16 protein-coding genes are annotated in these 13908 nt (G+C 38.0%); 11 read left to right on the top strand and 5 right to left on the bottom strand.

Features of this window, described 5'->3' with window-relative positions:
- Positions 1 to 123 precede the first annotated feature (123 nt).
- Complete coding sequence (locus tag RIV7116_RS14525; protein ID WP_015119049.1) at positions 124 to 405, top strand: hypothetical protein; 282 nt, start codon at positions 124 to 126, stop codon at positions 403 to 405.
- The gene (locus tag RIV7116_RS14520) at positions 402 to 782 is read left to right on the top strand and encodes an aspartyl protease (RefSeq protein WP_015119048.1); all 381 of its coding nucleotides are present in this window, start codon (positions 402 to 404) and stop codon (positions 780 to 782) included. The genes RIV7116_RS14525 and RIV7116_RS14520 overlap by 4 nt, the downstream gene beginning before the upstream one ends.
- A 55-nt stretch (positions 783 to 837) precedes the next feature.
- On the opposite strand, the gene RIV7116_RS35810 is transcribed toward RIV7116_RS14520, so the two are convergent.
- Together RIV7116_RS35810 and RIV7116_RS14515 are read right to left on the bottom strand one after the other, a co-directional pair.
- Entirely contained in the window at positions 838 to 1008 is a 171-nt protein-coding gene (locus tag RIV7116_RS35810) for a hypothetical protein (RefSeq protein ID WP_015119047.1), read from the bottom strand.
- 106 nt (positions 1009 to 1114) lie between these two features.
- The gene (locus tag RIV7116_RS14515) at positions 1115 to 1651 is read right to left on the bottom strand and encodes a hypothetical protein (RefSeq protein WP_015119046.1); all 537 of its coding nucleotides are present in this window, start codon (positions 1649 to 1651) and stop codon (positions 1115 to 1117) included.
- A 429-nt stretch (positions 1652 to 2080) separates the two neighbouring features.
- On the opposite strand from RIV7116_RS14515, the gene RIV7116_RS14510 reads away from it, so the two are divergent.
- Genes RIV7116_RS14510 through RIV7116_RS14490 form a run of 5 tightly spaced genes read left to right on the top strand, consistent with a single transcriptional unit; the run spans position 2081 to position 5906 of the window.
- Positions 2081 to 2704: a class I SAM-dependent methyltransferase gene (locus tag RIV7116_RS14510; RefSeq protein WP_015119045.1), complete on the top strand. Its 624-nt coding sequence runs from the start codon at positions 2081 to 2083 to the stop codon at positions 2702 to 2704.
- Positions 2705 to 2732: 28 nt separating this feature from the next.
- Positions 2733 to 3527 carry a CPBP family intramembrane glutamic endopeptidase gene (locus tag RIV7116_RS14505; protein ID WP_015119044.1) on the top strand — a complete coding sequence of 265 codons (795 nt, stop codon included), beginning with the start codon at positions 2733 to 2735 and terminating at the stop codon, positions 3525 to 3527.
- Between the two features lie 23 nt (positions 3528 to 3550).
- Positions 3551 to 4009, top strand: coding sequence for a hypothetical protein (locus RIV7116_RS14500; RefSeq protein WP_015119043.1), 459 nt, complete (start codon positions 3551 to 3553; stop codon positions 4007 to 4009).
- Between the two features lie 15 nt (positions 4010 to 4024).
- Positions 4025 to 4435 (top strand): DUF6163 family protein, encoded by a 411-nt coding sequence (locus RIV7116_RS14495; protein WP_015119042.1) that lies wholly within the window; start codon positions 4025 to 4027, stop codon positions 4433 to 4435.
- Between the two features lie 4 nt (positions 4436 to 4439).
- Positions 4440 to 5906: an amidase gene (locus RIV7116_RS14490; RefSeq protein WP_015119041.1), complete on the top strand. Its 1467-nt coding sequence runs from the start codon at positions 4440 to 4442 to the stop codon at positions 5904 to 5906.
- A 527-nt stretch (positions 5907 to 6433) separates the two neighbouring features.
- Here RIV7116_RS14490 and RIV7116_RS14485 read toward each other — a convergent pair.
- A complete protein-coding gene (locus RIV7116_RS14485) occupies positions 6434 to 6904 on the bottom strand; it encodes a hypothetical protein (RefSeq protein WP_015119040.1) in 471 nt (156 codons plus the stop codon).
- A gap of 773 nt (positions 6905 to 7677) precedes the next feature.
- Here RIV7116_RS14485 and RIV7116_RS14480 point away from each other — a divergent pair.
- Positions 7678 to 8796: an ATP-grasp enzyme, D-alanine-D-alanine ligase gene (locus tag RIV7116_RS14480; RefSeq protein ID WP_015119039.1), complete on the top strand. Its 1119-nt coding sequence runs from the start codon at positions 7678 to 7680 to the stop codon at positions 8794 to 8796.
- 118 nt (positions 8797 to 8914) lie between these two features.
- On the opposite strand, the gene RIV7116_RS14475 is transcribed toward RIV7116_RS14480, so the two are convergent.
- Complete coding sequence (locus RIV7116_RS14475; protein WP_015119038.1) at positions 8915 to 9595, bottom strand: NADPH-dependent F420 reductase; 681 nt, start codon at positions 9593 to 9595, stop codon at positions 8915 to 8917.
- 126 nt (positions 9596 to 9721) lie between these two features.
- On the opposite strand from RIV7116_RS14475, the gene RIV7116_RS14470 reads away from it, so the two are divergent.
- Positions 9722 to 10294 (top strand): TetR/AcrR family transcriptional regulator, encoded by a 573-nt coding sequence (locus RIV7116_RS14470; RefSeq protein WP_015119037.1) that lies wholly within the window; start codon positions 9722 to 9724, stop codon positions 10292 to 10294.
- A gap of 191 nt (positions 10295 to 10485) precedes the next feature.
- Here RIV7116_RS14470 and RIV7116_RS14465 read toward each other — a convergent pair whose 3' ends face one another.
- Entirely contained in the window at positions 10486 to 11175 is a 690-nt protein-coding gene (locus RIV7116_RS14465) for a TetR family transcriptional regulator (RefSeq protein WP_015119036.1), read from the bottom strand.
- A 133-nt stretch (positions 11176 to 11308) separates the two neighbouring features.
- Between RIV7116_RS14465 and RIV7116_RS14460 the strand changes: the two genes are divergently transcribed.
- Complete coding sequence (locus RIV7116_RS14460) at positions 11309 to 12448, top strand: FAD-dependent monooxygenase (RefSeq protein ID WP_015119035.1); 1140 nt, start codon at positions 11309 to 11311, stop codon at positions 12446 to 12448.
- Positions 12449 to 12672: 224 nt separating this feature from the next.
- A complete protein-coding gene (locus tag RIV7116_RS14455; protein WP_015119034.1) occupies positions 12673 to 13725 on the top strand; it encodes an LCP family protein in 1053 nt (350 codons plus the stop codon).
- Positions 13726 to 13908 lie beyond the last annotated feature (183 nt).

Raw genomic sequence — 13908 nt, 5'->3', positions numbered from 1 at the left:
GGCGATCGCCGTTCCTTGGGAATGATGGTTTTTCTGATTTAAGGCTTTCAACTGTATTAGATTCAATCAAAAAACGTTATATTTATATAGTTGTCAGACATTGTAAAAGCCAGCAACCTAGATATGGCAGCCACAAAACCACAATACAGTAAAGAAGAATTTGGACGACTGGGGGATGAAATTTATACACGCGATATTTATCCACAACTCCAAGCAGATAGTCAAGGTAAGATAGTCGCGATCGATATTACTACAGGTGCATGGGAAATAGATAATGATGAGATTTCAGTTTGTAATCGTCTTGAGAAACGTTATCCAAGCGCACAAATTTGGATTATAAAAGTTGGTTCTAGGTATGTTCGTAGGTTTGGTGCTAATCGCACTCAAAAAGCAAAAACAAGATGATAATAGGGAAAGTTAATGCTGACTACGAGCCAATTATTCCAATTGCAATTTGCGATCGGCAAGGAAAGCTACACGAACGAGATGCAGTTATAGATACAGGTTTTGATGGGTGGCTTTGCTTACCTCCAGATTTGATTGCTGAACTACAACTTAATTGGAAAAGACGCGGAAGAGCATTACTAGCAGATGGTAGCGAAAGTATTTTTGATATATATGAAGCAACGGTAGTTTGGGATGGACAGTTTTTAACAATTCCAATTGATGAGGCTGAGTGCGATCCACTTGTTGGGATGTTATTGATGAAAGGTTACGAGTTAAAAATACAGGTTATTAATGGGGGTATTGTGAAGTTGATGAAATTGCCGATACAGTCTTGAAACTGATTTCAAATTAATTCCAAGGCGGATATATAAGCAACTACCCCTCCTCATCCTACCTATCCCGCGCTGCCCAAATCGCCTCCCGCACCTCACCCGCACAATCGCCACCCGTCACCTCGCGCCAAATCGTATCAAATTGATTTTCTCCCAAAACCTGCAACATTCGCGCTAAAGCATTTATATAAAAGCCAATAAACTCTTGATGATGCTCAAAATCAATCACAAAACCACGAATATAAATTGGTACCGCAATATATCGTAATCGCGTCCGATAAAACCGTATAGCCCTTCATCTGGAAAACCATGTAGAGACGCGAAATTTCGCGTCTCTACAAGAAAATCGTCAAGATCGAGAATATCATCTGTACTATCTTCAGGAATAAACGGCGCATAACTTTCCTGCTCGTACAAAACCGGAACAATCCAATCTCGCAAGATTTTATCGCCTTTTGGACTAAGGAAGGCGCAAGAAATTGTCTGTCATTAGGAGAATAAAGCAACTCCCAAGGTAAATTGAGCATTGCCGCATCATCGGCAGTAATAACTAACTCGCAATTACGCAAACCATCATAAGTCGCAGCTTGAAAAAACTCCCGCGCTTTCTCACTACTGCGAAAAACCAAGTTAAATAACTCTTCTCCCCAAGCCTGTAATTTTTGTTCTATTTTTGCAGCGTTATCTGGGAAAATCCCATAAGGAAAGCGTAAGTACTCTTCTAAATACCAGCGTAAATCTGTTAAAGCTTTTTTGTTAAATGGATGTTCAAGTTTTACCGTATCGGCAAATCGAGGTGCTGCTTGCCCGCGCTGCCAAGAAAGTAGGATATTTTCGCCTTGATGGGTAATTCGCAAGCAGTTTTTCGCCATAGCTACAGGTAATTACTGAATATTTATGATAGCTAATAACAGTGATTCACTTAGTTAAAACTAGATTACGGAAACACCCATTCTTAATTTACATATGATTTATAGCGAATTTCACTTGGGTGCAATATAAATAACCTCACCCTGAGAAGATACGGACATCCCTCTCCGCTCCGCAGGGAGAGGGAAGGAGGGTGAGGTATAAATGTATTTAATTCAACCAAAAACCGCTATATTTTGCAAAAATTTAACCTGTGTTTGTAACAAATAAAGCTATTAACAATAATCTTAACTAAACTTTAAACAACTTATTCGGGAATACTTGACTCTGTAATTGTATATACAGCAATAATTGAGACGATTCCTTAATTTTGTCTGCAAGCAATAGTAGATTTGCGAGTGTGTCCAACGTAGAGCTAGGTTCAGGAAATAATGATTAGTAAATTTCTCGCATCACAACTTCGTCAGCCTTCAGGATGGTTTGGTAAGCAAGTTGTTTCTAGAGTTTTAAATAGAGATAATGCTTCTATGAACAAGCTTGCATTAAGAATGTTGAATCTAAAATCCGCAGATGAGCACGTTTTAGAGTTAGGTTTTGGTGGAGGTTATTTACTAAATAGAATTCTTAAAAATCCGGGTGTAAAATCTGTTGATGGTATAGATGTTTCTCCGGAAATGGTTGATTTTTGTAAAAAGCGTTTTGCTTCGGATATAAAAAGAGGTAAGCTACATTTAAATTGTTGTAATACGGTAAATATACCGAAATTTAATCGTAATTTTACCAAAATTTGTACGGTTAATACTATTTATTTTTGGAAGGATGTTAAACAGACTTTAATTGAACTGTATCAAATTTTGGAAGACAAAGGTTCCTTGGTTATTTGTTTTAATTGCAAAGAATTTCTCAAGCAAACAACTCTTCCCAAACATGGTTTTCAGGTTTACGACACTGAAGAAGTCAAAGAGCTGATGATAACTGTAGGTTTTAAAAATATCAAGTGGATTATAAATTCTGAGCCTAAAGAACAATTTGTCTGCATCGTTGGAGAAAAGTGATAATTGTTAATTGTAAGGTGCTTCTACCATGACTTTCAATCCAAATTCTGCATCAGTCAAAAAAGTTTCAAAATTTAAAATCTTTCTAACTTTGTTCTTGCTGGGATTGACAGGAGTGTTTTCTTTACTGCTTGCTCCCGTTAATATTCCAGAAGGGACGGAATTACCTTTATCCTTATCTACACTTAAAATTATCGGCTTGATACAGTCGAGTATTTTACTGGGGATTGCCACTTTTATCGGTAGCAATCTTTCAACTAGAGTTGGTTTCTCAACTCCTTTAATTAAGGCATTTTATAATCATACTGGCGTTCGTTCTATTTTTTCCAAACAAATTATCTTTGGAATTATTGGAGGTGCGATCGCCTATATTTTCAGCGCAATTATACTCAAACTTACGGAGCCATTTCTACCTGCGGCATATCTTGCTTTAAATCAAAATCCTGACGTTCAAATACCTTTATTAACTCGCGTACTTTACGGTGGAATCGTCGAGGAATTATTAATCCGCTGGGGTTTGATGACATTTCTAGTATGGCTGCCCTGGAAGATTTTCCAAAAAGCTTCAGGTACACCAAAGTCTATTTTTTACTGGTTCGGAATTACCGTTGCTGCGGCAATATTTGGTATTGGACATTTACCACTTTTATTTAGTTTAATTGCTCAACCGACAATATTGTTAATTGGGTTAATCATGGCTTTAAATATGATTACAGGAATAATTGCAGGCTGGTTATACTGGCGCAAAGGTTTAGAAGCTGCAATATTTGCTCACATGACATTTCATTTAATATTGGTTTCAGTATCAGAAATTATCAATTAAAATTAACTACGAGGTGAATCGGTATGTCTAAAAAATTTAAATATCAACAACAAGAATCCTTACAAACGCTCGAAGAAGCACTAAAAGAATACTATTCGAGTTTCAACGGATTAATTACAGAAGAAAATACAAACCCTAAAGTTGCGAAATTGTTTCGATTGCACGATGTTACTCATGTAGTTTTTGGCTGCGACACTTCCATCAAAGAAGAAACTTTAACAGATACATGGACTATTTTTGGTTCTACTGTCACGCTCGGCGAATATATGGAATACTTAAAATATCCAGAAACTACGCAAGTTCTTAAAGAAGAAGGTATTTTGAAAGTATTCTGGATTTTTATTCTTAGTTTTCCCGATTTTATCAAAGTTATTTTATACACCTTCAAGATGCGTAAAAAATGGAATTTTTGGGATTATCAGCAATATTCAAATCATTCGTTAAAAGATATTCGAGAAGAGTTTAATATTCAAGTAGTTTGAGTTGACTTATTGGACATGAATTTACTTTTTGAATCCCGACATAAGCCGAGCATGGGAATTTATCTGAAAATTCTCGCACTATTTTACTTTTACGGTGCAACCGTACATTATGCCAATTTATTAGGTTTTGGAGAAATACCCTTTAGAGAATCACCTTTGAGTTGGCAGGTTGGTGATATTTTCTATGCGATTTTAGGTACCTTTACTGTTATTGGTTTATGGTTAAAAACTCGCTGGGGAATAGTATGTTTCCTTTTAAGTGCAGTTTCACAGCTAATTTTATATATTGGCTTTCCTCAATGGTTTGCATTCACAAATGAGCAACAACAGTTACTTTGGAGTATGGTAATGTTTCATGTTGTGACTTTATTAATTTTCTTCGGTTTACTATTATTTACCAGAAGCCGAGAACAATATAACAGTTAATGCCATGCAGGAACTAATATTTAAACAAGCAACAGAACTTGCTCAAATCATAAACGATAAACAATATTCTACTGTTGAAGTTTTAGAAGCTCATCTGGCACAAATTGACAAACACAACAATGATATTAATGCTGTTGTTACTTTAGATATAGAAAACGCAAAAATTCAAGCCAAAGCCGCAGACGAAGCTTTGAGTCGTGGGGAATCATGGGGTGTTTTACATGGAATTCCCGTGACTATTAAAGATGTTTATGAAACTCAGGGGATTCGCAGCAGCTACGGCATTCCCGGCAATAGTGACTATATACCGAAACAAGATGCAACAGTAGTCACAAAATTAAAACAAGCAGGGGCAATCATCTTTGGTAAAACCAATATACCGACAAATTCCTATGATTGGCAATGCGAGCATCCGGATTTTGGGCGCACTAACAACCCTTGGAATCTCAATTGTACTCCCGGTGGTAGTTCTGGTGGTGCAGCAGCAGCCTTAGCTGCCGGATTTACACCTCTAGAAGTTGGCAGCGATGTTGGTGGTTCGATAAGAGTTCCTGCTCATTTTTGCGGTGTTTTTGGGATCCGCCCTACAGAGCAGAGTGTTTCCGGAATAGGGCACATCAGAATAGAAAACTATCCCCACAGTGTTCGTAATTTGGTATCATATGGACCAATGGCTCGTAGCATTGCAGACTTAAAATTAGTTTTGCCTTTATTGCGAGGTAGCGATTTACAAAATTGGGAAGTTCCCCCCGTACCTTGGGTTAGGGAAAATCAAATTGCAGAACTTAAAGGTTTAAAAATTGCATTTACTCAAGAAATAGGTGGAGTGCCTGTTTCTGGCGACACCAAAAAATGTTTGCAAAATTTAGCTTCTAGTTTAGAAGCAGCAGGCTGTCATATAGAAGAAACCACCCCAGCAGAATTTGATTTTGACGAAGCTTTGCAAGTTTGGGGGCATATCCAAGGATTTGAACTTTCTCCAGTGTTACCAGGATTAATTAAAAATACTCCTTTAAGAAAAATTTTGCCCTATTTCTATTGGCGATATTTCTTCGATGACAGTCCAGTATCAACCAGTTTAGCCCAGGGAATGGGGTTGAGTGCGAATGGTTATTTTCAAGCATTAACCAAACGAGACTATCTGATTTCCACAATGGAGAAATTTCTTACCGACTGGGATCTCTGGTTATGTCCAGTTTCACCTACCCCAGCATTTAGCCATCGTCGTCGCGCTACACCCTTTGAAATAGAAGGAAAAACAGTTCCCTATAGTTTAGCGATCGCAATGTATAACAACACTACAACAGTCGCGGCAAATCCAATTGTGACATTACCCATAGGGAAATCCCAGGAAGGTTTACCAATTGGGGTACAAGTACACGGCAAACGCTGGAGTGATAAGCGATTGCTAGATATTTCAGAGCTAATTGTACAAGTTATAGGTGGCTTTGAAAAACCGAATGGATTCTAACAAAAATCCTCTTCTCTAATTAGAGAAGAGGAAAATAAGTTATTAAGCTGTTGCGTATCGAGTTTGTATATAAGACGCGGGCAAGATGCCCACACTACAATAATTACAAATTTTCGTTTTATCCAATTTATCTGCACATTAGCTTACATTGGTACTTTTAAGAAAATCGTTCATGAAAGCTTTTTCTATTTTCTACTCTCGCTCCTTATTTCCAAGCTAATATGTTATATCAAGTCCGGCTAATTACTTACGATATAACCCTACTGAAAAGATGGCGGTTATCATCTACTAATCATTACTTATTACTCATTACTTATTACTCATTACTTAGCCCTCACAGATATGATAACTGTTTAACCGGACATGATATTACTCCCCTTCCGCTCTAAAAATTACCGATAAAAATTATTTTTTTCTACCCCCTCTCCCCCTCTACCCCCTCTCCCCCTCTACCCCCTCTCCCTGCTCTAATTCAATAGGTAATCATAAACCCAAAAAGGGAGTAGTATATTAAGACAGATTTTATCTTATCTAGTACCAGTCCAATTGGCATCTGGTTTCTCGTTACAGTAACCCCACTTACCTATGAATTTTTGACCCCCAGCTTGCTGAGTAAAAGAAATTCTTCCCCAATAGAAAGTATTCAACTTCTTGACTTTACATTTTCTCGCAGAGCTATTTTCAGCCCAAATACCATTGAGCGTATTACCAGAAACTTGACCCGAAATTCTTCCCTTATCTTGGGTATAAGTACCCGAGACAACGTTACCATTCTGTCTCAAATTCATATTCCCTTCAGAAGTCTTCCATCTTCCTCTCCAAGATGAACCAGACTGTTGTCCATTGCTTCCAGAATCGGTAAATCTGATACTTTGAACATCATCTCCATTTACCGGAATAGTGTATTGTCTACCACTTTTTGTTGTGACAACCATATCTGCTTGAGCTGCTAGTGGAAATAGAAGCAGAAACAAACTCGATAGTGCAAATAATTTCATCCTAAATTAGCTCCTAAGTATGCTAAATAATGCAAAGTATTTTATACGTTGTATCATTAGCGAAACAATCTACTAAAATACAATTAATAGAAACGTTACAAGAAAAATTGCCTTAGTATTTTGTACAAGGTACAAGATATAAATAAATACATTATGTGGCTTTTTTCTTGAAATTGATGAGACAAAGTATTAACCCGAGTTACTACTCTTTAGATTTACTTGCAACAAAAAGTGGTATTAAATACTTTAACAAGCAAATTTAAGTATAATTATTGATTAAATCACGGCTTTATATTCAGAGCTAAAGTTTTAATTGACACTTTTTCATCTCAGCGAATCTATTCTCATTGCTCATAACTTTGTTTTATTGTCGAATTGCAATCAAAAAAATTATTTAGGTAATTTTAGGACTTATGTAACTGTCACAATTTTCTTTTAGTGGATGCACAAAGCCGCAAAACTAACATCCTCCTGCTTTATTGCTGTTATATAGTTTAGAAAATCTGAACGTAGCAATAAGACTTATAACGTCACGCATCTCTCCTAGTTAATATGACAATAATGACGCTTTGCTCAATTAAGTTTTTAATTTGCAAGTAATACAGTTCAAATCGCTTAATTTTGACCTAAAAATCTTAAAAATAGTTATTATCACCATCAATAAATGAAACTAACTATATATCCAAACACGGTATTCCTCTGGAAATGCGGACTTAGGGGACGCGAACATGATATTAATGTAAATTAGTATTAAGTTATATTTCATAATAAAAATGCCTCAAGCTCAAACCTCATCATCATCTTCTATCTCAGCTTCAACTACGACATCTAAATTACGAGTATTGCACTTCGCGGGTTCTCGCGTTTCTAAGTTCTACTACAACCTTTCAATCATGTACGCAAGGGAAGTGGTACAGCCAGTTGGCGTGCAGAGTCATTATGCTGTGGTACATCCCGATGGGCTTTGGCAGTTAGGAGCATCTTTAGACGACTTATCGGAAAAAATGTCACTCCAGGAGATGATTTCTCAACTACCAACTCTTGACGTTGTAGTTCCCCATATGTTTTGCTTTGTCGGGATGACAAGTTTCCGCTCGTTATTCGAGGATGTGATTGGATTGCCCGTCGTCGGCTCGCCATCACACTGTACCGCGCTCGCAGCCAATAAATCCCAGTCACGAAGCGTTGTATCGACATCCGGAGTTAGGGTTGCTCGCGCTCAACAATTCCGTCAAGGTGATACTCTAACAATGAAACCCCCCTTCATCGTTAAACCAAATTCAGAAGATAACTCTTTAGGAGTAAGTTTAGTACGAAACGAAGACCAAATTGCCGAAGCATTGCGAGTTGGCTTTGAATACGACCAAACTTTGTTAATTGAAGATTATATCCCCGGCAGAGAACTACGTGTAGCTGTTGTGGAGCGCGATGGTAAATTGTGGGTACCGCCAATGATAGAATACTTTATGTCAGAGGAGAAACCTATTAGAACCGCAGAAGATAAGTTAGAATCTCTACCCGATGGAACCTTACTGCAAAATAGGAACACTGCTTCGAGAAGAGCTTGTCCGGCTGATGTTACCCCAGAATTGTTCGAGAAGCTCGCAGATGCGGCAAAACGGGCACATATTGCTTTAGGTTGTCGCGATTACTCTCTATACGACTTCCGCATACATTCAGAAACCAATGAACCTTATTTAATTGAAGCAGGTTTATTCTGGTCTTTTGGTAGAATCAGCGTCATTTCCCTTCTAGTCGAAGTTGATGGAGAAACTTTAGAAGATGTCGCGTTCAAATTATGGAGCAGTGCTGCGGCAAGAACTCGCGTTGCTTGTGGTTCTCTGTTCAAATATCTAAAGATGGAAGTTAATGAAGTGTGTCGCGACACTTAAGTCTAAGAATGTAAATTAGTTTATAGGTTGGGTAGAGCGAAGCGTTAGCGTAGCTTGTCCGTTGGACAGAACCCAACACTATTATTTTGAGTAGATCAACCTAATTAATTCAAACTAACTAATTCAAACTAGAAACCTTTCTTCCCCCCAAACGCTCTTGTTGTGCAGGAGGAAGCACATTCACCGAAACGGTTGCATAGGAACCCAATTTTTGCCCAATAATCATAAATCGAATAAAATTCCCCATTCCTTCCAACATACGCGCATTCCTTAAACCACCACAGTCAACTGGATTAAATCCAATGTCTTCCGCAAGTTTCATTACTATGTTCCTTGCTTCTTCGTCGTCTCCTGCAACAAAGCAAGAAACGCTGTAATCTTTTAATGGTGTCGGTGCCAGCTCGAATAGTTCTTGAGCCATCGTGTTAAATGCTTTGACTAGCCTGACTTTTGGCACTTCTGACGCTAATTTTTCAGCCAAGGATTGTTCTATAGGAGGATAAGCAAAACCTTCGGGAATTTCAAAGTTGTTGCAATCAATCAAAATCTTTCCAGATAATACTTCTATATCGGAAAGAACTTCTTGTGGATTCACGCCACGGATAGTGTAAAACAGGACTTCCCCAAAGGCTGCTGCTTCATCGTTGATTCCTCCTTGAGTGCTATTTCCGGCAATATCTGCAACAGCTTTACCTTTTTCAGTCGTCCTTGCTCCAAAGTATACTTGATGCCCTTGCTCTGCCCAAAGTATACCCAGAGAACGCCCCATATTTCCACTGCCGATTATTCCGATTTTCATAACCCAAGCATTCCCAAGATTTAATTTATTTAATCAAAAAAATACAGACAGGTCTGTATCGCAATACATTTTGAAAAATAACAGACAGCTCTGTATCATGTCAATAGTTGATTTGTACGCTTAGAAATGCCAAGAAAAGCTGATGGTTCGGCGCGAGAACGTATATTAGAAGTAGCGAGCGAGTTGTTTTACCAGTACGGGATTCAAGCTGTAGGGGTAGACAGAATAATTGCGGAATCGGGAGTTGCGAAAACCACGCTTTACCGTTATTTTCCATCAAAAGATGATTTGGTTGTGGCATTTTTGAAAGAACGTAACCGACTTTTTTGGGAATATTTTGATATAGCAGTGGGTAAGCATCCCGATAATTCCAAGGCGCAATTATTGGCAGTATTCGAGTGGATAGATGAACTATTGGTAAAACCCGAGTGCTACGGTTGTCCGTTTTTGATAACTACCAGCGAATTTCCTCAGCTAGATTATCCAGGGCATCAAGTAGCGATCGCACATAAACAAGAAATGCGGTTGCGTTTGACTAAGCTGGCTGAAAATGCAGGTATTCCCAACTCGGAACAGTTAGGAAAATATTTATTGCTGCTGGTTGACGGAGCATTTTCGCAAAGAAGGTTATTTGGATTGAATGGGTTTGAAAGTAATTTAAAAGATGCTGCGGAAATTTTGATAAATGCTCAGCTGTAGTTTCATTTAAATCAGGACTAAGGCTGCGCGTTACACAACTCGGGTGGTGCGTGACAATAAAACCCTCATTATTACGTTAAAAATCCAATTAAGTGTCACAGCACCCTACAGCATAAATGTGCCAGTTGCGGCCATTCCTATAAATAGGATTTTTAATTATGCTTTTTAATTATAATTTCTAATTATAATTTTTAATTATGTTTTACTCCTGCCAAAATTAATTCAATAGACTGTTGTACGTGCAATTCTAACATTTGCTTACTGAACATTTTTTTACCGGGAAAAAGGTGTTTAAGACCTTCTCTGCTGAGAAAATAAAATACACAAATACCGATAATATCATTCGCTGTCATTCTAGGTTCGAGAGAACGAAAACTATTATCTGCAACTCCTCGCTCCAAAATAGCAATCAATATTTCATCAATGCTGTGAATATTAATTTGCTGATAATATTGTCCTTGATTTTGTAATGCTTCATAACACATAATCAACGGCCAATTAGGATTTTTTACTAAATTTGAAAGCAGACAACGTACAAATTTTTCTAAAGCAGTTTCAGGAAGTAAACTATCTAAAGAAAGTTCTTGCAGCGGTTGCATATAAGTATTAAAACCTCTTTCTAATACCGCTAAATACAAACCTTCTTTACTGGTGAAATAGTAATAAATCATCGCTTTAGTAACGCCAGTATTAGCTGCAATGGTTTCAATACGAGCATTAGCTAAACCATTTAGAGCAAATTCCTCTACTGCTGCATCCAAAATCTCTGCTTGAGTAGCTTTGCGATCGCGACTCCGAACAGATTTTTTTATAGAGGGATTTTTTCTAGTTGAGTCAGCCATACATACAGATTTAAGTTTACAAGCAGCGTTAATCAGCATAAAGAGAATTTTCGTCACCTGTCAACGCGCATGTCTAATTAAAAAAGCCTTGAAACTTTTAACCATACAGGAATATTTGACCGCTAACTAAACATCGCGTAAGTTAGTTATACAGAATATTTTTATAAAAAAAATGCATTCAGCTAAAAAAATCATTGTCATTGGTGGTGGAATTGGAGGAGCAGCCGCAGCCGTTTCGCTTCACCGTAATGGGTTTGAACCAGTTGTTTACGAGCGTGTTAAAGAATTGCGGGAGGTGGGTGCTGGCATTGCACTTTGGGCAAATGCTACTCATGTATTAAAAAAATTAGATTTATTAGAATCAGCTTTGCGGGTAGGTGTTGTTACATCGAACTATCAATTTAATTCTCAATCAGGGAAAGAGTTAGTTAATGTGCCTGTAGACGGTTTTGAACTTCCAACGATAGCTATTCATCGGGCTGACTTACACGAATTGTTAATAAGCAAGATACCGGAAAAGGAATTTATTTTAGGAGAAACTTTTGAGCAATTAGAGCTACAGAGAAATAAAGTTAGCGCTCGTTTTGCATCGGGTTTAACAATTGAGGGTGATGCTTTGATTGGTGCTGATGGTTTAAAGTCAATAGTCAGAACCGAGCTATTTGGCGAACAGCAACCAATTTATCGCAATTTTACAACTTGGCGGGGTTTGACTTCCCATACTCCCAACACATATCGCTCTGGCTATATCAGAGAGTTTTTAGGAAGGGGGAAAGAGTTTGGGTTTATGATGCTTGGTAAAAATCGGATGTATTGGTATGCAGCAGCATTAGCTCGGGAGAATCAACTAGATGCAACAGTTGGACGTAAAAAAGAACTTGAAGATATGTTCCAAGATTGGTTTGCTTCGATTCCTGAATTAATTGCTGCTACAGATGAAGCTGATATCATCAAAACCAACCTCTACGACAGAATACCAGCTTTACCTTGGAGCAAGCAAAATATAACTTTGCTGGGTGATGCCGCACATCCAACCTTACCAACTTTAGGGCAGGGAGCTTGTATGGCATTAGAAGATGCAGTGGTTGTAACTAAATGTTTACTGGAAAACTCAGAGGCAGCAGTCGCTTTTCGTGAATATGAATCTGTGAGATTTGAGCGTACTAAGTATATTGTGAAACAGTCTTTACGCTCGGCGCAAATGGGTAAGTTACAGCATCCGATTCAAGTCGCGTTAAGAGAAACTTTGATGAAATTAATCAAGCCAGTTATCAAAAATAGTTTTAAATCTCTTCATGGTTACAGAGCTTGATTTATGTAGCGAATAACTCTTTTACTAATTACCCATTACCAATTACCAACTACCAATTAGCAATTCCCTATAATTGAAGATTTATACTCATGCATATTTTACGGCATTCCCTTAATATTTTACGCAATTAACAGTAATGGAATTGTAGTTGTTAAAAATACGCGATTGCAAAATCCGTAATTTACTAACTCAGGCAATTTGAATTACTCACAACAATTTCATTTATGGAAAAATTGAAAGAATTGATTCATAAGGAAAACCCTCAAACCAACGACATGAAACATTATCAGCCCAAAAGCAAGCGGGGGTTTTGGGGAAAAATGGGTATAGTTGCCATAGTTTCGGCTTTAGCCGGGGGTTTGTTTGGGGTTTTCTTGACAGGGAAGCCGTTTATGCAAGCTAATCTGAGTCCGGAGGAAGCTAATTTTTTTAACGACAATGCTATTGATAGAGGGAAATTTTTAGAATTGAATCGTCCCGTCAATATTTTAGTCATGGGAATGAGCGTACTTCCTCCAGATACAAAAAATGCACCGGAAGACGCGAAAGATTTGGGATATTTACCCCAAGTTAATTCTTTTGATGGGCTTTCCGACGTAATGTTATTGATTCGATTCGATCCAGAAAATAATAAATTAAATATGCTTTCTATTCCTAGGGATACCCGCACGGAAATAGAAGGTTATGGTTTGAGAAAAATTAATTCCGCCAATCGTTTGGGTGGTGCTTATTTAAGTGCTAAAAGCGTTAGTAATCTTTTAGGAAATATAGATATACATGGTTACGTTAGGATTAATGTTTTAGGAGTAGGTAAACTGATTGATGCTTTGGGGGGAGTAACCGTAAACGTTCCCAAAGATTTGAAATATCAAGATGATTCCCAACATTTATATATTAATTTAAAAGCAGGAGAGCAACATCTGGACGGCGATAAAGCATTACAACTATTGAGATTCCGTAATGACGGTAGGGGAGATATCGGCAGGATTGAACGCCAGCAATTGGTTATGCAAGCCTTGATACAACAAGCTTTGAATCCAGCAACATTAGCGCGATCGCCAGTAATTATCGGTACGATTAAAGATAATATCGATACCAATTTAAACCTTGACAGTTTATTAACACTAGTCAATTTCGGTGTCCAAACTAACCGCTCTGACATTGAAATGTTTACTTTACCGGGCAGAGTTAGCAATGGTAGAGAATATAATGCAAGCTACTGGCTGCCAGATGAAGAAGGAATTGATGAGTTAATGGTTCGTTATTTTGAAAAGTGAAAAGTGAAAATTGGGAATTGGGTATGGGGCATGGGGCATTGGGCATGGGGCATTGGGCATGGGGCATTGGGCATTGGTAATTGGTAATTGGTAATGATTATTTATTCTCCCCCCCCCCTCTTCCCCCTCTCCCCCCTCCTCTCCCTCTCTCCCTCACTCCCTCACTCCCTCTCTCCCTCACTC

This window comes from Rivularia sp. PCC 7116 (genome assembly GCF_000316665.1).
In the GTDB taxonomy this organism is placed as follows: domain Bacteria; phylum Cyanobacteriota; class Cyanobacteriia; order Cyanobacteriales; family Nostocaceae; genus Rivularia.
Note: the sequence above shows the minus strand (reverse complement) of the source record. Positions and strands in the feature narration are given on the sequence as shown.

What these genes read in the sequence shown, in the direction of transcription:
- RIV7116_RS14495 (WP_015119042.1), top strand. Translation starts at nt 4,025, where the DNA reads ATGAATTTACTTTTTGAATCCCGACATAAGCCGAGCATGGGAATTTAT.
- RIV7116_RS14480 (WP_015119039.1), top strand. Translation starts at nt 7,678, where the DNA reads ATGCCTCAAGCTCAAACCTCATCATCATCTTCTATCTCAGCTTCAACT.
- RIV7116_RS14455 (WP_015119034.1), top strand. Translation starts at nt 12,673, where the DNA reads ATGGAAAAATTGAAAGAATTGATTCATAAGGAAAACCCTCAAACCAAC.
- RIV7116_RS14515 (WP_015119046.1), bottom strand. Translation starts at nt 1,651, where the DNA reads ATGGCGAAAAACTGCTTGCGAATTACCCATCAAGGCGAAAATATCCTA.
- RIV7116_RS14485 (WP_015119040.1), bottom strand. Translation starts at nt 6,904, where the DNA reads ATGAAATTATTTGCACTATCGAGTTTGTTTCTGCTTCTATTTCCACTA.
- RIV7116_RS14475 (WP_015119038.1), bottom strand. Translation starts at nt 9,595, where the DNA reads ATGAAAATCGGAATAATCGGCAGTGGAAATATGGGGCGTTCTCTGGGT.
- RIV7116_RS14465 (WP_015119036.1), bottom strand. Translation starts at nt 11,175, where the DNA reads ATGCTGATTAACGCTGCTTGTAAACTTAAATCTGTATGTATGGCTGAC.
- RIV7116_RS14510 (WP_015119045.1), top strand. Translation starts at nt 2,081, where the DNA reads ATGATTAGTAAATTTCTCGCATCACAACTTCGTCAGCCTTCAGGATGG.
- RIV7116_RS14470 (WP_015119037.1), top strand. Translation starts at nt 9,722, where the DNA reads ATGCCAAGAAAAGCTGATGGTTCGGCGCGAGAACGTATATTAGAAGTA.
- RIV7116_RS14460 (WP_015119035.1), top strand. Translation starts at nt 11,309, where the DNA reads ATGCATTCAGCTAAAAAAATCATTGTCATTGGTGGTGGAATTGGAGGA.
- RIV7116_RS14490 (WP_015119041.1), top strand. Translation starts at nt 4,440, where the DNA reads ATGCAGGAACTAATATTTAAACAAGCAACAGAACTTGCTCAAATCATA.
- RIV7116_RS14525 (WP_015119049.1), top strand. Translation starts at nt 124, where the DNA reads ATGGCAGCCACAAAACCACAATACAGTAAAGAAGAATTTGGACGACTG.
- RIV7116_RS14505 (WP_015119044.1), top strand. Translation starts at nt 2,733, where the DNA reads ATGACTTTCAATCCAAATTCTGCATCAGTCAAAAAAGTTTCAAAATTT.
- RIV7116_RS14520 (WP_015119048.1), top strand. Translation starts at nt 402, where the DNA reads ATGATAATAGGGAAAGTTAATGCTGACTACGAGCCAATTATTCCAATT.
- RIV7116_RS14500 (WP_015119043.1), top strand. Translation starts at nt 3,551, where the DNA reads ATGTCTAAAAAATTTAAATATCAACAACAAGAATCCTTACAAACGCTC.